An 18,558-nucleotide genomic window follows, 5' to 3' on the forward strand; every position below is an offset into this window, starting at 1 on the left:
GTTACTTCACCAGCAGCATTGCCGCTGTTTCGGAAGTCGGGTGCGCCGCGTCTTGCATGGCCGACGCCAGTGCCGTTATGACTGGCGGTCCGTCTTTCAAAGGATCTGCCATGCGCTCCGCCGTCATCGTCTCGACCGCCCGCACCCCGATCGGTCGCGCCTATCGCGGGGCGTTCAATGCGTTGCCGGCGCAGACGCTCGCCAGCCATGCGATCCGGGCCGCCGTCGAACGCGCAGGGATCGATGGGGCGGAGGTCGACGACGTGGTGTTCGGGGCGGCGTTGCAGCAGGGGCATCAGGCGGGGAATATCGCGAGACAGGCGCTGCTGCGCGCCGGTCTTCCCTCCAGCGTCGCGGGCATGTCGATCGACCGGCAATGTGCCAGCGGACTGATGGCGATCGCCACCGCCGCCAAACAGATCGTCGATGACCAGATGGATATCTGTATCGCGGGCGGCGTGGAATCGGTCAGCATGGTCCAGACGCCGCAGATGCGGATCGGCTTCGACCCCGAACTGGTCGCGATGCACCCCGACATCTATATGCCGATGCTCCAGACGGCGGAGGTCGTGGCGCAACGCTATGCGATCCCACGCGAAAGGCAGGACGAATATGCGTTGCGGTCACAGCAGCGCACCGCCGCCGCACAGGCCGCCGGACGCTTCGATGCGGAAATCGTCCCCGTCACCGCCACGATGCAGGTGACCGACAAGGCGACGAAGCAGGTGTCGCAGCACGAAGTGACGCTGACGCAGGACGAAGGCAATCGCGCCGACACCACGCTCGACGGATTGCGCGCGCTCAAGCCCGTGCTGGGCGATACGGCGTGCATCACCGCCGGCAATGCCAGCCAGTTGTCCGACGGATCGTCCGCCTGCGCGTTGATGGAGGAAAGGATCGCCGTCGCGCGCGGACGGACGCCGCTCGGCCGCTATGTCGGCATGGCGGTGGCGGGGACGAAGCCCGACGAGATGGGCATCGGACCGGTATTCGCCGTGCCGAAGTTGCTCGAACGCTTCGGGCTGAAGACCGACGATATCGGCCTGTGGGAACTGAACGAGGCATTCGCGGTGCAGGTGCTATATTGTCAGGACCGGCTGGGGATTCCCGACGAGCGGCTGAACGTGAATGGCGGCGCGATCGCGATCGGGCATCCCTATGGCATGTCGGGCGCGCGGATGTTCGGCCACGCCCTGATCGAAGGAAAGCGGCGCGGCGTGCGCCATGTCGTGGTGACGATGTGCGTCGGCGGCGGCATGGGCGCGGCGGGGCTGTTCGAAGTGCTGTGACGATTGCCCGTCAGGAATCGGTTGACGATCGCACGTCAATGAAGGATTGACGTTTCGTCAGCCTTTCATTGACGGAGAACAGCATGAACATTGCCGAGGAAACCGCGCTACGGCAACGCGCGACCAAGATCGTCCTCGACTGGGCGGCCGAGCGTCAGCCGCCGTTCGTCGGCGAGGATCGCGCGGGCTATGCCGACGCGATCGTTGCCGCGCATATCGTTGCGGATGAAGCGCGGCTGTCGCTGCACCGCTGGATCGACGCCGCGCGGCGGGCGGAAATGAGCTGGACCGAGATCGGCGACGCGCTGGGCATCAGCAAACAAGCGGCACAGCAGCGGTTCCGCAGCCTGACGGCCGGGGACGACGATCGCCAGCCGTCCGAAATCATCAGGGGCGGCGCGACCGCGTTCAACGAGATGCGCATTCTCGCCGAAGAGGGACGCGACGGAAACGAACTGGTCGGCATCGGTGTGCTGACGCTGATCTTTCGACCGTCCGACCGTAAATGGGAATATTGCCGCCGCATCGGCACCGGCAGCGACGCCGACCGCCTGCACGCGGCAGGATGGACGCATGTCGCAAGCTATTTGCCGTTCCATTACTACAAGCGCCCGCTCGACTGACCGGACGCCCGCCGCGTTATGCGATCCGCTGGACCCAGCCGTGCGGATCGTCGCTGCGCGCGCGCTGAATATCGGTCAGCCGCTTCGACAGTTGCGACGTGCGTGCGCCCGGCTGGCCGTCGCCGATCTGGAACGCGAAGTCCGCCGACGACACCTTGCCGATCGGTGTGACCACCGCCGCCGTGCCGCAGGCGAACGCCTCGACCAACCGGCCGCTGGCGGCATCGGCCTGCCACTGGTCGATCGAATAGCGTTCCTCCGCGACAGTGATCCCCTGATCGCGCGCCAGCGTCAGGATCGAATCGCGGGTCACGCCCGGCAGGATGGTTCCGGTCAGTGGCGGGGTCAGCATCGTGCCGTCGTCGAACACGAAGAAGATGTTCATGCCGCCCAGTTCCTCGACCCAGCGGCGTTCGACCGCATCGAGGAACACGACCTGATCGCAGCCCTGCCGGATCGCTTCGGACTGGGCCAGCAGGCTGGCGGCATAGTTGCCGCCGCACTTCGCATCGCCGGTGCCGCCCGGCGCGGCGCGGGTGAATTCGCGCGACACCCAGAGCGACACGCTTTTCGCGCCGCCGGGCCAGTAATTGCCGACCGCCGACGCGATGACGCAGTACAGATATTCGGCCGACGGCTTGACGCCGAGGAACGTCTCGCTCGCGATCATGAACGGACGCAGGTACAGCGCGCTGCCCTCTCCGCCCGGAATCCAGTCGCGCTCGGCCAGCGTCAGTTCGCGGCAGGAATCGAGGAAATATCGTTCGGGCAGTTCGGCCATCGCCAGCCGGTGCGCCGACCGCTGGAACCGTGCCGCATTGGCTTCGGGCCGGAACAGCGCGATGCCGCCATCGTCGAGTGAATAGGCTTTCAGCCCCTCGAAAATCTCCTGCGCATAGTGCAGCACCGCCGATGCCGGGTCCATCACGATCGGCGCGCGCGCGGTGATCTGCGGATCGTGCCAGCCCTTGCCTTCCGACCAGCGCATCGTCGCCATGTGATCGGTGAACACCCGTCCGAAGCCCGGATTGACGATCCGCCCCGCGCGCTCGCTCGCCTCGACCGGGGTCGCATGTGGGCTGAAAGCGAAGGTCGGCTGGGTCATGGCGTCTCTCTGTATCCGTGCTTGCGGCGGGGTAGGACGGATGGCAGAACAGGTCAACATGACTGCCCCAACCCAGTCCCCGCCCCAGGCCGCATCCGCCCTGTTCCTGCGCGAAGCCGAAGTCCGGCGCGGCATCGAACTGCTGTACTTCGGCTACAGCCACCTGACGCGTACGATCGACGAGGAACTGGACCGGCATAAACTGGGCCGGGCGCATCACCGCGCGCTGTACTTCATCGCGCGACGCCCCGACCTGTCGGTCAGCGACCTGTTGCGATTGCTGGCGATCACCAAGCAATCGCTCGGCCGGGTGCTGACCGACCTGACGACGCGCGGATTGGTCGAAAGCCGCGCGGGCGACCGTGACGCCCGCCGCCGGCTGTTGCGCCTCACGACCGAAGGGAAAGCGCTGGAAGCGCGGCTGTACGACATGCTGAGCGCGAAACTGTCGCGCGCCTATTCGGGGGCGGGGCAGGATGCGGTCAGCGGCTTCTGGGCGGTGCTGGAAGGGCTGATCCCGCCGGGCGACAAGGCGGCGGTAGCCCGGCTGGGGCGGTAGCGGTGGGCCGGATGCTCCGCCTGCTGCCCGCGCTTGCGCTGATCGCGTCCGGCGCGGCAGCCAAGGAACCGGACTATCAAAGCGCCCCGCCGCGCAAGACCATCGCCGAACGCGATTGGGGGCCATGGCTGGGTCCGTTCCGGCAGGCGCTGATCCCCAGCCTGATGACCGATTTCGGCGAACAATATCTGTACGCCGACGCCAACCGCGCGCTTGGCCTGCCACGAGCGGGCGAACGGCGGGTGGTCTTCATCGGCGACTCGATCACCGACCGATGGGATCTTGCGCGATATTTTCCCGGACGCCCCTATGTGAACCGCGGGATCGGCAGTCAGGTGACGGCGCAGATGGTGTTGCGCTTTCAGCAGGATGTCGTCGCACTGCACCCCGAAGCGGTCGTGATCCTTGCCGGGATCAACGATGTCCACGGCGTGCTGCAACGCCCGACGCGCGAGCAGATCGAGCGCAACTGGACGGCGATGGCCGACCTTGCCGAGCGGCACCACATTCGAGTGGTGTTCGGATCGATCCTTCCGGTCCACGACTATACCGACGCCGCGCGCGGGGTGCTGAGCGACCGCAACCCGGCGGAACTGATCGCGCTCAACGACTGGCTGCGCGCGTTCTGCCGCGATCGGGGCTATGGCTATGCCGATTACTGGTCCGTGCTGGTCGACGATCGCGGCCGGCTGGCACGATCATGGTCGGACGACGGCGTCCATCCGATCGCGGCGGGCTATGCCCGGATGGCACCAGTCGTCGCCGCCACGCTGGAGAAGGTGCTGCAGCGGTAGCGCCGTGCCCTACCCGCGCGCCGCAGCCGCCATCGCCGCATTGCGCCGTTCGGACGCTGCCAGCGTATCGGCCAACAAACGCTTCAGCGCGTCGCCATCGTCCAGCACGTTCAGCCCTTCGCGCGTCGATCCGCCGGGGCTGGCTACGCGGTCGGCGAGCGTCGCTGGCGGCACGTCCGCGCCAGCTGCCATCGTCGCCGACCCTTGTACGGTGGCAATCGCCAGCCGCTGCGCCTGATCCGCCGGCAATCCCAACGCCGCGCCCGCCGCGGCCAGCGCGTCGATGAAGCGGAACACGAAGCCCGGACCGCAGCCCGACAACGCCGTCACCGCATCGAACAGCGCGGCATCGTCTATCCACTCGACCAGCCCCAGCGGGCGCATCAGCGCCTCCGCCGTCGTCCGCGCCGACGCATCGCCCGAATGCGAATGCAGCGCCACCACCCCCTGTCCGATCGCGACCGGCAGGTTGGGCATTGCCCGGACGATCGCGCCGACATTAAAACGGCGGCGCAGCGCCTGCTCCTCGACCCCGGCGAGGATCGAGACCAGCAACGGCGCGCCCGCGATCGACGGCGCCAGCATTGCCGCGATATCGTCGATCTGTTGAGGCTTGATCGCCAGTACCACGATCGCAGGCGCCGGCCCGTCGGGCAGCGTCGTGACGTGCGTGACCCCGGCGGGCACCGAACGGGCGCCGCGCGTGACGACGGTGATCCGCGTCGGATCGATCCCGTCGGCAATCCACCGGTCGAGCATCGCGCCGCCCATATTCCCGCAACCGATCAGCCACAGCGCGCCGTCGCCGGTCATGCTTCGCCCTGCGTCTCGATCATCGATGCGGCAATCGCCTCCGCCGGGGTCTTGCCGCCCCACAGCACGAACTGGAACACCGGGTAGAAGCGTTCGCATTCGTCGATCGCGGCGTCGATCATCGCTTCGGTCTGGTCGATCGTCAGCACCGGTTCCTCGCCGAGCATCGCGGCGTGGCGGTACAACAGGATGCCGCTGGACGACCACAGCTCGAAATGGCCGACCCATAATTGTTCGTTGATCAGGCCGATCGTCTCGTAGATCGCCTGCCGCCGTTCGTCCGCGACGCGAATATCGGGCAGCGCGAGGAACTGCAGCACGCCGTCCTCGGCCCGCCAGATCGCGCGCAGCTCGAACTCGGTCCAACTGCCCTTTACGTGGCCGACGATCTCGTCGCCATCACGCTCGTGCTTCCATCCATGCGCCGAAAAGAACCGTTCCAGCGTATCGATCGGCGCGGCGTCGTCGCCATCGTCTTCCGTTTCGTCCAACATCATTTCCCTGTTCTAGCCGCCCGCGCACGCGTCGTCACGCGTCGCGACACGGGCGGAAGAACGGAAAAGCGTGGATAACTTCAGAGCGCGCCTTCGCCAGCGCCTGGGCTGTCGGCCGGTTCGCCGGCAAACGGAGCGGGCGACGGGCGGTCCTTCGCCTCAAGCGCGTCGAGACGGGCACGCAGCGTATCCGCCTCGTCACGCGCCGCGACCGCCATCGCCTTGACCACTTCGAACTCGTCGCGGCTGACAAAGTCCATGCCGCCGAGGAACGTCTTGGCCCGCTCACGCGCCGCCGCCTCGCCTTCGCGTGCCATGCCGGCGATGGTGCCGGCCGCGCCGTTCACGAACTTGGCGAAATCGTCGAACAGACGGTTGTCGGACTGCATGAAACTATCCTTTTCAGCGGGTGCGGCGTCGCGCCGGCCTCAAAGCTCGATTTGGGTGGAGGCGGGCGGCGACGCAAGGGTTTCCGCATCGGGATTGAGCCGGTCGATCTGCCAGTTCAGCGCGGTCGCGATCACCAGCCATGCCAGATATGGCACCAGCAGCCACGCCGCCAGCGGCCGGATGCGGCCGAACGCGAACGTCGTCGCCAGCACCAGCACGAACAGCACCTCGATCAGCACCAGCGCCGACGACACCTGATGCGCGCCGAAGAACAACGGCGTCCACGCCAGATTGAGCGCCAGTTGCACGACGAACAGCGCGACGGCGATCCCCCGCCCCCGCGCGCCGCGCGCGTTCAGGATGATCGCGACCGCGAAGCCCAGCAGGATATAGATGATCGTCCATGCGACCCCGAACGCCCAGTCGGGCGGACGCACCGCCGGCAGCGTCAGCATCTGATACCAGCGGTTTTCGCTGCCCACCGGGACCAATCGTCCCGACGCGAACCCCAGCAACAGGATCAACGGCACCATGACGACCGCCCAGCGCAAGAAGCCCGACCGTAACTGACCCTTCGATGCAAGCTCGCTCATGCCGTCTCCCAAGCGTCGGTCCCGTCGTCCGGGCGCGTGCTTGCTGGCTGCGACGGTTCTTTGCAAGTCAAAGCGTGGTCCACCGGCGACGAAGCGGCGATCAGGAACTCGATATTGCCTTCGGGTCCGGTAATCGGGCTGGGATCGACGCCGACGACTTCCCAGCCAAGGCCCGTCAACCATTCGGCGACTTCGCGACACACCCGGTCATGCACCGCCGGGTCGCGCACCACCCCGCCCTTGCCGACTTCGCCGCGGCCCGCCTCGAACTGTGGCTTGATGAGTGCCAGCAGCCGCCCGCCCGGCCGTACGAAACCCAGCGGCACTGCCAGCACTTTCGCCAAACCGATGAAACTGGCGTCGCACACGACCAGATCGACCGGTTCGGGAATGTGCGCATCGGTCAGCAGCCGCGCGCTCAACTGTTCGTGGACGATCACGCGCGGGTCCTGCCGCAGCTTCCATGCAAGCTGGTTCGTGCCGCTGTCGACCGCGTACACCCGTGCCGCACCGCGCGTCAGCAGCACGTCGGTGAAGCCGCCGGTGGACGACCCGACATCGATCGCGACCGCGCCGTCGACGGTCCAGCCGAAATGATCCAGCCCGTGCGCCAGCTTGATCCCACCGCGCGATACCCATGGATGATCGCGCCCGCGTACGTCGAGCACCGCATCGTCGGCGACCTGTTGCCCCGGCTTGTCGATCTTGCGGGTGCCGACGAACACCAGTCCGGCCATCACCAGCGCCTGCGCCCGCGACCGGCTTTCCGCCATGCCGCGATCGACGAGAAGCTGGTCTGCACGCACCTTTGCCATGGCGCGTGCATGGCGCGGCTTTCCGCCCGCCGCAAGCGGCGTTCGATTCGGCGAACGCCCTATTGCCTATCCGCGCGGTAGGAATATCTTCGGTGTCAGGAAACCGGACCCGGCCCAATCCGTTCCCTAAGCCGGACGGGGCGGTTTCCACCGTTTCGATGGAGCATGACGATGGCGCAGTTTTCGTCCGATCCGACCGGTATGCCGACGGTACTCACCGTGCCCGGCCTCAACGGCTCCGGCCCCTCGCACTGGCAGACGCTGTGGGAACAGTCGCGGCCCGACACCGGCCGCGTCGAACTGGGCATGTGGTCGCGCCCGCATCGCAATGCATGGGTGACGAAACTGGATCAGGCGATCCGGCAAGCACAGGCCCCGGTGGTGCTGGCGGCGCATTCGCTGGGATGTCTGGCGGTCGCATGGTGGGCGCAACTTTCGGGACAGCCCTATGGCTGGCCGGTCGCGGGTGCGTTGCTCGTCGCCCCCGCCGATGTCGACCGGGCCGGTGCGCCGCAGGAATTGCAGGGCTTTGCTCCGTCCCCCCGCCTCGCCCTGCCGTTCCCGTCGATCGTCGTGGCATCCAGCGACGACCCATGGGTGTCGATCGAACGCGCGCATTCGATGGCGGTCGACTGGGGCAGCCACTTCGTCGATGCCGGCGCACAGGGTCATCTGAACGCCGCCAGCGGTATCGGATGGTGGGAAGAGGGGCAGGAACTGCTCGACCGGGTCGTCGCGGCATCCGGCGATGGTCGCGGTCACGTGCGGTCACCCTCCGAAGCCCGGTCTGTACTGGCGGTCAGCGCGACCGACGCGGCGCAGGGGCATTATCTGGGGCGGTAGCGCTCAGCCGAACGGGTTGGCGACGGTCAGTCGTTCGTCGATGCGGAGGCCGTCCTGCAGGTCTTCGCTCCACAGCCGGGTACAACCGCCCTGTAGCGCCGCCGAGACGATCATGCTGTCGTAGATCGAAAGGCGATAGCGTTGCGCGATGCGTAGCCCGTCGCGATGGATTGGGTCGGTCAGTGGGATGATCGTCGGGCAGAGGACGCGGATCGCCGCCAGACCCTGTTGGATCGTCGGCCAGTCGAGTTTCAGCTTGCGCAGGGCGACCACGGTAAATTCGTTGAGCGACTGCACGCCGACGACACCGCCGGCCGACAGCACCTGTTGTGCGCGTGCGGATTTTTCCGTCGTTCCGAATGCGTAGATGAGAATGTTGGTGTCGAAAAAAGCATGGCTCACCGGGCGTTCGCTTCATCCCGGTCGAACCGATAATCGGCCGGCAGCGGCCGCGCCAATCGTCGTATCACATCGATCGCGGCAGCGCGGTCGGTCTGGCCCGCCACATCGTCCGCCGCCCGGACCTCCACCACGTCGCCTTCGTGCAGCCCCAGTTGCGCCGCCACGTCGGCGGGGATCATCACCGCCAGTTGCTCGCCGATCCGTTCGATCTTCATGCGCCGGCCTCCTTCGTCGGGCGCGATGCTACGTCGCCGGCTGCCGCCTGACAACCGAATCGAGATACTCCGCCAGATCGCGGACGTCCTTCATCACCGGCAGGCGTTCGGGATCGGCAGTGGTCGGCATCGGCAGGCCGAGGCGGCGAAAGGCGTCGGCCACCATGTCCTCCACCTCTTCGACGTCGACCGCCAGAAACCGGGCGAAGTCGTCGTCGGGATGCGGCGATATGTCCGCGCCATAGGCAGGCGCGACCACCGCACGGACGACCGGCGGGATCGTCGGCGAGACACCGCCCGCCACCAGCATCGCGTCGAAGTCTGCATCGGTCCACCCGATGCGCTGCGTCTGCGCCGCCTTCAGCCGCCGCCACAGCGACCAGTTGAACGCCGCCATCGCGATCACCACCAGCGCGATGATCGCGGCGGCCTTCTGCCCGCCGGTCACGCGCGGACTTCGGTCGCCCCGGCCTCGTTCCAGCGCAGCGCGGCCAGCACGGTATCGACGATCTGCGGGGCGTTCAGCCCGGCTTCGTCATATTGCTTTGCCGGGCCGTTCTGGTCCTGGAACACATCGGGCAGGCGCATGGTGCGCAGCTTCAGCCCGCCGTCGATCAGTCCCGAGTCGCTGGCATAGGTCAGCACGTGTGCGCCCAGCCCGCCGATCGCGCCCTCCTCGACCGTCACGGCGACCTCGTGGCTGGTCAGCAGGCGGCGGATCAACGCTTCGTCCAACGGCTTGGCGAACCGCAAGTCGGCGACCGTCGTCGACAGCCCCTTCGCCTCCAGCACCTCGGCCGCCTTCATCGCTTCTTCCAGCCGGGTGCCGAGCGACAGGATCGCGACCTTATGCCCTTCGCGTACCAGCCGCCCCTTGCCGATCTCCAGCCGCTGGGGAACATCGGGCAGTGCGATGCCGACGCCGTTGCCGCGCGGATAGCGCACCGCGATCGGGCCGCTGTCGTAGCAAGCGGCAGTGTAAGTCATGTGGACCAGTTCGGCCTCGTCCGCCGCCGCCATCACCACCATGTTGGGAAGGGTCGCAAGATAGGTCACGTCGAAGCTGCCCGCATGCGTCGCGCCGTCGGCACCGACCAGCCCGGCGCGATCGATCGCGAAGCGCACCGGCAGGTTCTGGATACACACGTCGTGGACGACCTGGTCGTATGCGCGTTGCAGGAACGTCGAATAGATCGCGCAGAACGGCCGCATCCCCTGTGCGGCCAGCCCGGCGGCAAAGGTCACCGCATGCTGTTCGGCGATGCCCACGTCGAAGAACCGGTCGGGATGCGCCTTCGCGAACCGGTCCAGCCCGGTGCCCGACGGCATCGCCGCCGTGATCGCGCACAGCCGATCGTCGGTCTCAGCCAGCTTCGCCAGCGTGTGGCCGAACACGTTCTGATATTGCGGCGGGCCGGCGGGCGCCTTGACCTGCGTGCCGGTGATCACGTCGAACTTCTGGACGCCGTGATATTTGTCCGCCGCCGCCTCTGCCGGGCCATATCCCTTGCCCTTCTTCGTGACGACATGGATCAGGATCGGGCCTTCCTCCGCGTCGCGCACATTTTCCAGCACCGGGATCAGATGGTCGAGATTGTGACCGTCGATCGGACCGACATAGTAAAAGCCCAGTTCCTCGAACAACGTACCGCCGGTCGCCATGCCGCGCGCGAATTCGTCGGTCTTGCGCGCGGCGGTGTGCAGCGGACGCGGCAGCTTGCGCACGATCTTCTTCAACGTTTCGCGGATGCCGAGAAACTCGCGGCTCGACACGATGCGCGACAGATAGGCCGACAGCCCGCCGACCGGCGGCGCGATCGACATGTCGTTGTCGTTCAGGATCACGATCAGCCGGTTGCCCGCCTGTTCGGCGTTGTTCATCGCTTCATACGCCATGCCCGCCGACATTGCGCCGTCGCCGATCACGGCGATACCCTTGCCCGACGTGCCCGCGATCTTGTTTGCGATCGCAAAGCCAAGCGCGGCCGAAATCGACGTCGAACTGTGCGCTGCGCCGAACGGGTCGTATTCGCTTTCGGACCGTTTGGTGAAACCCGACAGCCCGCCGCCCTGCCGCAGCGTGCGGATACGGTCGCGCCGTCCGGTCAGGATCTTGTGCGGATAGCATTGATGCCCGACGTCCCACACCAAACGGTCGGCGGGCGTGTCGAACACATAATGGATCGCCACGGTCAGCTCGACCACGCCGAGTCCCGATCCGAGGTGCCCGCCGGTCGTTCCGACCGCGCTGATGGTTTCCTGTCGCAACTCGTCCGCGAGTTGTCGCAAGTCGCCGGGGGCGAGCTTCCGAAGGTCGGCGGGGGTCTGTACGGTATCGAGCAGCGGCGTGCTAAGTGGATCGGCCATCGACCGTGCTTATCGCAGCCGTTCGTTCCTGTCGATTGCCGGCGACCTACCGGGTACTAAACCGCACACCCGTCGCGGGAATTTCAAGAAACCTGCACCGGCGCTGCATCGCATTCCGCACAGGTGCCGCGCACTTCGATGACCGGCCGCGCGGTCCGGAAGCCCGCACCCGATGCCGCATCGCGCACGCTGCGCGTGATCGGATCGTTGTCCAGATGCGTCGTCTGTCCACACTGGTCGCACACGAGGAAGATGCAGTCGTGGATGCAATCGGGATGAGTATTGGCCAGATACGCGTTGGCGCTCTCCACCCGACGCGCAAGGTTGGCGTTCACGAACAGGTCGAGGATGCGATAGACGCTGTTGGGTGCCACGCGCCGCCCCTGCGCCTTCGATACGGCATCGGCGATGTCATAGGCGGAGGCGGGCTTGTCGAACCCGGCCAGCACGTCGAAGATGCTGGCGCGCATCGCGGTCCATTGCTCGCCGGCGCGGGTCAGCGCGGTTTCGGCCGCCTTGTTCCAGGCAGGACCGTTGGTATCGTGATGTTCGTGCGCCATACGGCGAAGATAAGCGTGCCGCCCCCCGGCGGCAACCCGGTCAGGCGGCGGCGCGCCGGTTCAGATCGTGCCCCAGCGCCAGCAGCGCGACGCCCGTCAGCGTCCACACCGTTTCCATATCGCCATGCGGGATGCTTGCGGCACCGGCCATTACGCCCAGCCCCAGCCCACCGATCGCGGCCGGCAGCATATAGCCGTGGCGGATGATGCCCATGCCCAGCGCGGCGGCACCGAGGATGATCGCCAGTACCAGCCCGACTTCGTGGATCGCGGGATGCAACAGCGCACCACCGACCGACGCGACCAGCGTCATCAGGATCACGCTCATCACGCAATGCACCGCGCACAGCCCCGACAGCGCAATGCCCAGCCGGTCGAGTCGACCGTCGTGCAGCATCGAGAAACGGGCGGTCGAACCTTGCATCCCGCCGTTATGGCATCGGTAAGGCGAAGTTACAACATATCGTCGGCGAATTTTCGGGCGTTGCGTCGTGCGTTCTACGCAGAAGACCGAGCGACAAACCAACCAAACCGTTCATGCCGAGTAGCCATTCCGACAGGCTTCACGGCGACTCAGCAAGAACGGGATGTATCGACGCATCGGGTTTGAATGCGTCGAACGCCCTCACTCCCGTCAGTCCAGATTCGGTCGCAGCCACCGCTCCGCCTGTTCGTGGCTCACGCCGCGCCGCGCCGCATAGTCCTCCAACTGGTCGCGGCCGATCCGGGCCACGCCGAAATAGGCGCTGTCGGGATGGCCGAAATAGAAGCCCGACACCGCCGCCGTCGGTAGCATCGCGAAACTGTCGGTCAGCGTGATCCCGGTCGCCTCGGTAGCGCCCAGCATCTCGAACAGGATCGGTTTCTGGCTATGTTCGGGGCACGCCGGATAGCCGGGCGCGGGGCGGATGCCGCGATATTGCTCGCGGATCATCGCCTCGTTGGTCAATTGCTCGTCGGGGGCATAGCCCCACAGCACGGTACGGACATGATGGTGCAGCCGTTCGGCGAACGCCTCCGCCAGCCGGTCGGCCAGCGCTTTCAGCAGGATGTCCTGATAATCATCGTTCTCGGCCTTGAATCGCGCGATGTGCGGATCGATGCCGTGGATGCCGACCGCGAACCCGCCCATCCAGTCGCCCGCCGGATCGATGAAGTCGGACAGGCACATGTTCGGCCGCCCTTCCCGCTTCTGCACCTGTTGCCGCAGGAACGGCATGCGGATGGCGTGGGTCGCGTGATCGATCTGGAGCGGCGTCGAAAAGCCGTGCGGCACGCCCGACAATGGCGACACCCGCCCCGCCTCGATCGCCGGTTCGATCTGTTCGGCGGGCACGTCGATCACCACGTCGTCGCCGACCGCGCGGCAATGCCACAGCGCCGCGACCCCGCGCGCCGTCAGCCATTTCTCCGCGATCACCCGGTCGAGCATCGCCTGCGCATCCTCGAACAGCGACGTGGCGCTTTCGCCGACGACCTTGTCGGTCAGGATCGCGGGATAGTTGCCCGCCAGTTCCCATGCGCGAAAGAACGGCGTCCAGTCGATATACTGGCGCAGGTCGGCAAGGTCCCAATCGTCGAACACGTGCCGGCCGGGCATCGCGGGGGCGGCGGGCTTCTGCGAGAAATCGGCGGCGAAGCGATTGGCGCGCGCGGCGGCGATCGGGGTCAGCTCGCTCTGCCCCTTGCCCGCGCGGGCGACCCGCACCGCTTCGTAATCGGCCGCGATCTGATCGACATAGGCGTCGCGCCCGGTATCGCTGACCAGCGTGGTCGCCACGCCCACCGCCCGGGACGCGTCGAGGACGTGGACGATCGGTCCGTCATAGGCGGGCGAGATGCGCAGCGCGGTATGCACTTTCGACGTGGTCGCGCCGCCGATCAGCAGCGGCATCGTCATCCCCGCGCGCTTCATCTCCTCGGCCACCGTCACCATCTCGTCCAGCGACGGGGTAATGAGGCCCGACAGGCCGATCATGTCAGCGTCGTTCTCGTTCGCTGCCTCAAGAATACGCGTCCACGGCACCATGACGCCCAGGTCGACCACGTCGAACCCGTTGCACTGCAACACCACGCCGACGATGTTCTTGCCGATGTCATGCACGTCGCCTTTCACGGTCGCCATGATGATCTTGCCCTTGCCCTTGGCGCCGGGTTCCTTCGCCGCTTCGATGAAGGGCAGCAGATGGGCGACGGCCTTTTTCATCACGCGCGCCGATTTGACGACCTGTGGCAGGAACATCTTGCCCGATCCGAACAGGTCGCCGACGACGTTCATCCCGTCCATCAACGGCCCCTCGATCACCTCGATCGGCCGGGCGAACTGCTGGCGGCATTCCTCGGTATCGTCGACGACATGCGCGTCGATCCCCTTGACCAAGGCATATTCGAGCCGCTTCGTCACAGGCAGGCTGCGCCATTCGGCGGCGGCCTTTTCGGCGACCGCGTCGGTGCCCTTGTACTTTTCCGCCAGCGCGATCAGCCGGTCGGTCGATCCCGGATCGCGGTTGAGGATGACGTCCTCGCACGCGGTGCGCAGTTCGGGGTCGATCGTGTCGTACACGTCCAGCTGCCCGGCGTTGACGATCCCCATGTCCATCCCCGCCGGAATGGCGTGATAGAGGAAGATCGAATGCATCGCCCGGCGCACCGGCTCGTTCCCGCGAAAGCTGAACGACAGGTTCGATAGCCCGCCCGAGATGTGGCAATGCGGGCAGCGCGCCTTGATCTCGCGGCATGCCTCGATGAAGTCGACGCCGTAATTGTTATGCTCCTCGATCCCCGTCGCCACCGCGAACACGTTGGGATCGAAGATGATATCTTCGGGCGGAAAGCCGATCGTCATCAACAGGTCGTACGCGCGGGCGCAGATTTCGACCTTGCGGTCCTTGGTATCCGCCTGCCCCACCTCGTCGAACGCCATCACGACGACCGCCGCGCCGTAATTCATGCATTTGCGGGCATGGTCGAGGAACTGTGCCTCGCCTTCCTTCATGCTGATCGAATTGACGATCGGCTTGCCGCTGACGCATTTCAGCCCCGCCTCGATCACGTCCCATTTCGAACTGTCGACCATCACCGGAATCCGCGCGATGTCGGGTTCGGCCTGGATCAGTTTCAGGAAGGTCGTCATGGCGTGGTGCGCGTCGAGCAGCCCTTCGTCCATGTTGACGTCGAGCACCTGCGCACCCGACTCCACCTGCTGCAACGCGACCTCGACCGCGGCGGCATAATCGCCGGCCATCACCAGCTTCTTGAAACGGGCGGAGCCGGTGACGTTGGTGCGTTCGCCGATATTGACGAAGTTGGTCGAAGCGTTGGTCATTCGGTGTTCCAATCCCCCCGCACGGCGGAGCGGGGACCAGCCTTCTGCTGGTGGAGGGGGGTCTCCCACGAACGAAACGGTAGCGATGGCGAAGACCCCCCTTCGCCATCGTGCGGATGGCTCCTGCTCCGTGCCGGGGAAGATCTTGGCGTCTTCTCCCGGAAGCGGCCCTTACGCCGCCATCGTGAACGGCTCCAGCCCGGCCAGCCGGGTCTTCACCGCGACCTGCGGCACCCGGCGCGGCGTCACGCCCCGTACCCGCTCCGCCATCGCCTTGATATGCGCGGGCGTCGATCCGCAGCATCCGCCGAGGATGTTGACCTGCCCATGGTCCGCCCAGTCGCCGACCAACGCGGCGGTTGTCGCCGGTTCCTCGTCATACGCGCCCAGTTCGTTGGGCAGGCCGGCATTGGGATAGACCATGATGAGCGTGTCGCAGATTTCCGACAGCACCTTGACGTGCGGGCGCAACTGCTCCGCGCCGAACGAACAGTTCAGCCCGATCGTCACCGGCCGGGCATGGCGCACCGCGTGCCAGAACGCCTCGACCGTATGCCCCGACAGGTTACGCCCCGACAGGTCGGTCAGCGTCATCGACAACATGATCGGCAGATCGCGGCCCAGCGCATCGCCGGCTTCCAGCGCCGCCATCACCCCGGCCTTCGCGTTCAGCGTATCGAACACCGTTTCGATCAGGATGAAATCGACGCCGCCCGCGACCAGCGCGTCGGCCTGTTCGCGGTACACGGCCTTCAGGTAATCGAAGTCGATCTCACGGAAGCCGGGATCGTTGACGTCGGGCGACAGCGACAGCGTCTTGTTGGTCGGCCCGATCGCCCCGGCGACGAAGCGCGGCCGCCCGTCGCGATCCTGATATTCGTCGGCCAGCCGGCGGGCGATCCGCGCGCTCTGGATGTTGATGTCCGCAACCAGCGCCTCCGCGCCGTAATCGGCCTGGCTGATGACGTTCGCGCTGAACGTGTTGGTCGACACGATATCCGACCCGGCATCCAGATAGGCACGGGTGATCGTCTCCGGCACCGTCGGCATCGTCAGCGCGAGGATATCGTTATTGCCCTTCTGATCGTGGGTCAGCCCCAGCGATCCGGCATAATCCGCTTCGGACAGTTTCCAGTTCTGGATTTCTGTCCCGAACGCACCATCGGTGATGAGCACGCGCTGGGCGGCTTCGGCGTTCAGTCGTTGGCGGACGGTGGTCATGGTTCGGTTCCAGATGGTTTAAGCCACCCCGTTCGTCCTGAGTAGCCACTGCGCCTGTCGGAGGGGCGTATCGAAGGACTGCTACAGTGCTTCGATACGGGCCTTCGTCTGCGCTTAGTCGCTACCCAGCATGAACGGCGTTGCTGGAATTATAGGTCAGGCCGCGACGGCGACCGGCTTCGCCTTTGGCCGCAACCCCATCAGGTGACAGATCGCATAGGACAGTTCGGCGCGGTTGAGCGTGTAGAAATGGAAATCGCGCACCCCGCCGGCATATAGCTTGCGGCACATTTCCGCTGCGACGGTCGCCGCGACCAGTTGCCGCGCGCCGGGATGATCGTCCAGCCCCTCGAACAGCCGGTCCATCCAGTCGGGGATCGCCGCGCCGCACAGCCCGGCGAACTTGCGGACCTGCGCCACGTTCGACACCGGCAGGATGCCCGGCACGATATCGGCCGAGATACCCGCGGCGGCGGCGGCGTCGCGGAAGCGGAAGAACGCTTCGGGCGTGAAGAAGAATTGCGTGATCGCCCGCGTCGCCCCGGCGTCCAGCTTGGCGCGCAGATTGTCGAGGTCCGCCGCCTGATGCGCCGAATCGGGATGGCATTCGGGATAGGCCGCGACCGAAATCTCGAACGGGTGCAGCCGCTTCAGTCCCGCGACCAGCGCCGCCGCATTGGCATAGCCGTCGGGGTGTGCCGCGAATGCCGCGCCGGCCGTGGGCGGATCGCCGCGCAGTGCGACGATGTGGCGCACGCCCGCCGCCCAATATTCCTGCGCGACCTGATCGATCTCCGCTTTCGTCGCCTCGACGCAGGTCAGGTGCGCGGCGGCGGGCATCGCGGTTTCGCGCGCGATACGGGCGACCGTGGCATGCGTCCGCTCGCGCGTCGATCCGCCGGCACCGTAGGTGACTGAGACGAAACGCGGTTCCAGCGGTTCCAGCGCACGCACCGTTTCCCACAGCGCCGATTCCATCCGGTCGTTCTTGGGCGGAAAGAATTCGAAACTGACCGCGCAGTCGCCCGCCAGATCGGCGAACAGTGGCGCGTCGAGCGCGCGACGCGCCTCTTCGAGTTGCGGAACCGAGAACGTCATGCCGCCTTCACCTTTCGTACGCCGTCGCTGCGGCGTCCCATCCATAGTTTCACGGTCAACTCCGCCCCCTCCAGCGTCTCGATCGAGACGGGAGCGAGGCCGGCATCGGCGAACCAGCCGAGCATCTGCTCGTCCGAAAATCCCAGCCGCGCATGCGCGTCGCGCAGCCGCAGTTCCTCACGCTCGTGCGGCGCGAAATCGCAGATCAACAACCGTCCGCCCGGACCCAGCACTCGTGCCGCCTCCGCGATCGCCGCGCCGGGATGCTGCGCGAAATGCAGTACGTGGTGCAGCACCGCCGCATCGGCGACCCCCGCCGCCAGCGGCAGCGCGTACAGATCGGCCTGTCGCAACTCGACCTGGTCCAGCGTCGACAGCTTGGCCCGCGCCAGCCGCAGCATTTCGGACGAGCGGTCGATCCCGATCGCCTGCCGCGCCTGTGTTCCGAACAGTTCGATCATCCGCCCGGTGCCGGTGCCGATATCGACCAGCAGGTCGATCGCCCCCGGTCCCAGCGCGCGGACCATCGCGGCTTCCACCGCTTCCTCCGCGACATGGAGCGAACGGATCGCGTCCCATTCGTCGGCATGTGCCTCGAACCACTGCGCCGCCGCCGCCGCCCGGTCGGCGCGCACCGCCGCCAGCCGCGCGGTATCGGCCAGCCGCCAGTGATCCCCCTCCGGCAGCCACGCGTCGATCGCCTCGATCAACGGCGTGACGATCGCGGGCGATCCCAACGCGACGAACACCCAGCTGCCTTCCTTGCGCCGGATCGCAAGACCCGCGTCGCACAGGATCTTGACGTGACGGCTGACACGCGGCTGGCTCTGCCCCAGCACCTGTGCCAGTTCCCCCACCGACAGCTCCATCGTGCGCAACAGCGCCAGTACCCGCAACCGGGTCGCGTCGCTCGCCGCGCGCAGGATATCGAGGGCCGGAACCATGGCAACCGATATAAAGAAATCTTTATATGGCGTCAATCGTCCCGTCTTCGTACGGTGCCTTCGTTCCGTTCATGAAACTAGCGGCGGATTTGCGCGTTTGCCGGCCCA

The 18,558-nt window shown here is 66.4% G+C and carries 21 protein-coding genes; 5 read left to right on the forward strand and 16 right to left on the reverse strand.

What is annotated here, in order from left to right:
* Positions 1-110: 110 nt before the first annotated feature.
* Positions 111-1,289: an acetyl-CoA C-acyltransferase gene (locus IFT55_RS02760; RefSeq protein ID WP_192088853.1), complete on the forward strand. Its 1,179-nt coding sequence runs from the start codon at positions 111-113 to the stop codon at positions 1,287-1,289.
* Between the two features lie 83 nt (positions 1,290-1,372).
* Positions 1,373-1,912 (forward strand): hypothetical protein, encoded by a 540-nt coding sequence (locus tag IFT55_RS02765; RefSeq protein ID WP_192088855.1) that lies wholly within the window; start codon positions 1,373-1,375, stop codon positions 1,910-1,912.
* Between the two features lie 16 nt (positions 1,913-1,928).
* Here IFT55_RS02765 and IFT55_RS02770 read toward each other — a convergent pair whose 3' ends face one another.
* Positions 1,929-3,017, reverse strand: coding sequence for a branched-chain amino acid aminotransferase (locus IFT55_RS02770; protein WP_192088857.1), 1,089 nt, complete (start codon positions 3,015-3,017; stop codon positions 1,929-1,931).
* 58 nt (positions 3,018-3,075) lie between these two features.
* Between IFT55_RS02770 and IFT55_RS02775 the strand changes: the two genes are divergently transcribed.
* The gene (locus tag IFT55_RS02775) at positions 3,076-3,576 is read left to right on the forward strand and encodes a MarR family winged helix-turn-helix transcriptional regulator (protein WP_249403533.1); all 501 of its coding nucleotides are present in this window, start codon (positions 3,076-3,078) and stop codon (positions 3,574-3,576) included.
* 11 nt (positions 3,577-3,587) lie between these two features.
* On the forward strand, positions 3,588-4,370 hold the full coding sequence (locus tag IFT55_RS02780) for a GDSL-type esterase/lipase family protein (protein ID WP_192088861.1): 783 nt from the start codon (positions 3,588-3,590) through the stop codon (positions 4,368-4,370).
* A 9-nt stretch (positions 4,371-4,379) separates the two neighbouring features.
* Here IFT55_RS02780 and proC read toward each other — a convergent pair whose 3' ends face one another.
* The 5 genes from proC to IFT55_RS02805 all read right to left on the reverse strand — a co-directional run bounded on the left by proC (position 4,380) and on the right by IFT55_RS02805 (position 7,475).
* Positions 4,380-5,183, reverse strand: a complete 804-nt coding sequence (proC, locus tag IFT55_RS02785) for a pyrroline-5-carboxylate reductase (protein WP_192088863.1) — start codon at positions 5,181-5,183, stop codon at positions 4,380-4,382.
* Entirely contained in the window at positions 5,180-5,680 is a 501-nt protein-coding gene (locus IFT55_RS02790) for a YbjN domain-containing protein (RefSeq protein WP_192088867.1), read from the reverse strand. The genes proC and IFT55_RS02790 overlap by 4 nt, the downstream gene beginning before the upstream one ends.
* Before the next feature lie 77 nt (positions 5,681-5,757).
* Entirely contained in the window at positions 5,758-6,066 is a 309-nt protein-coding gene (locus tag IFT55_RS02795; protein ID WP_192088869.1) for an accessory factor UbiK family protein, read from the reverse strand.
* 39 nt (positions 6,067-6,105) lie between these two features.
* Complete coding sequence (locus IFT55_RS02800; protein ID WP_192088871.1) at positions 6,106-6,660, reverse strand: TspO/MBR family protein; 555 nt, start codon at positions 6,658-6,660, stop codon at positions 6,106-6,108.
* Positions 6,657-7,475, reverse strand: coding sequence for a TlyA family RNA methyltransferase (locus tag IFT55_RS02805; RefSeq protein ID WP_192088873.1), 819 nt, complete (start codon positions 7,473-7,475; stop codon positions 6,657-6,659). Before IFT55_RS02805 ends, IFT55_RS02800 begins: the two co-directional genes overlap by 4 nt.
* A gap of 171 nt (positions 7,476-7,646) precedes the next feature.
* Between IFT55_RS02805 and IFT55_RS02810 the strand changes: the two genes are divergently transcribed.
* Complete coding sequence (locus IFT55_RS02810) at positions 7,647-8,318, forward strand: RBBP9/YdeN family alpha/beta hydrolase (RefSeq protein ID WP_192088875.1); 672 nt, start codon at positions 7,647-7,649, stop codon at positions 8,316-8,318.
* Positions 8,319-8,321: 3 nt separating this feature from the next.
* Here the strand turns inward: IFT55_RS02810 and IFT55_RS02815 are convergent, their stop codons facing one another.
* From IFT55_RS02815 to IFT55_RS02860, 10 genes are all read right to left on the reverse strand, one after another.
* The gene (locus tag IFT55_RS02815) at positions 8,322-8,720 is read right to left on the reverse strand and encodes a PIN domain-containing protein (protein ID WP_192088877.1); all 399 of its coding nucleotides are present in this window, start codon (positions 8,718-8,720) and stop codon (positions 8,322-8,324) included.
* On the reverse strand, positions 8,717-8,935 hold the full coding sequence (locus tag IFT55_RS02820) for an AbrB/MazE/SpoVT family DNA-binding domain-containing protein (RefSeq protein ID WP_192088879.1): 219 nt from the start codon (positions 8,933-8,935) through the stop codon (positions 8,717-8,719). The genes IFT55_RS02815 and IFT55_RS02820 overlap by 4 nt, the downstream gene beginning before the upstream one ends.
* 28 nt (positions 8,936-8,963) lie before the next feature.
* Positions 8,964-9,383, reverse strand: a complete 420-nt coding sequence (locus tag IFT55_RS02825; protein ID WP_192088881.1) for a hypothetical protein — start codon at positions 9,381-9,383, stop codon at positions 8,964-8,966.
* Positions 9,380-11,302: a 1-deoxy-D-xylulose-5-phosphate synthase gene (dxs, locus tag IFT55_RS02830; RefSeq protein ID WP_192088883.1), complete on the reverse strand. Its 1,923-nt coding sequence runs from the start codon at positions 11,300-11,302 to the stop codon at positions 9,380-9,382. The genes IFT55_RS02825 and dxs overlap by 4 nt, the downstream gene beginning before the upstream one ends.
* An 83-nt stretch (positions 11,303-11,385) precedes the next feature.
* Complete coding sequence (locus tag IFT55_RS02835) at positions 11,386-11,862, reverse strand: Fur family transcriptional regulator (protein WP_192088885.1); 477 nt, start codon at positions 11,860-11,862, stop codon at positions 11,386-11,388.
* 40 nt (positions 11,863-11,902) lie between these two features.
* Positions 11,903-12,286, reverse strand: coding sequence for a MerC domain-containing protein (locus tag IFT55_RS02840; protein WP_249403534.1), 384 nt, complete (start codon positions 12,284-12,286; stop codon positions 11,903-11,905).
* 210 nt (positions 12,287-12,496) lie between these two features.
* Positions 12,497-15,187: a methionine synthase gene (gene metH / locus IFT55_RS02845; protein WP_249403535.1), complete on the reverse strand. Its 2,691-nt coding sequence runs from the start codon at positions 15,185-15,187 to the stop codon at positions 12,497-12,499.
* A 171-nt stretch (positions 15,188-15,358) separates the two neighbouring features.
* The gene (locus IFT55_RS02850) at positions 15,359-16,408 is read right to left on the reverse strand and encodes a homocysteine S-methyltransferase family protein (RefSeq protein ID WP_192088891.1); all 1,050 of its coding nucleotides are present in this window, start codon (positions 16,406-16,408) and stop codon (positions 15,359-15,361) included.
* A 156-nt stretch (positions 16,409-16,564) separates the two neighbouring features.
* Positions 16,565-17,506, reverse strand: coding sequence for a methylenetetrahydrofolate reductase [NAD(P)H] (gene metF, locus IFT55_RS02855; RefSeq protein WP_192088894.1), 942 nt, complete (start codon positions 17,504-17,506; stop codon positions 16,565-16,567).
* Positions 17,503-18,450, reverse strand: a complete 948-nt coding sequence (locus IFT55_RS02860) for an ArsR/SmtB family transcription factor (protein ID WP_192088903.1) — start codon at positions 18,448-18,450, stop codon at positions 17,503-17,505. The genes metF and IFT55_RS02860 overlap by 4 nt, the downstream gene beginning before the upstream one ends.
* Positions 18,451-18,558 lie beyond the last annotated feature (108 nt).

It is taken from the genome of Sphingomonas sp. CFBP 13720, assembly GCF_014842075.1.
Lineage (GTDB): Bacteria > Pseudomonadota > Alphaproteobacteria > Sphingomonadales > Sphingomonadaceae > Sphingomonas.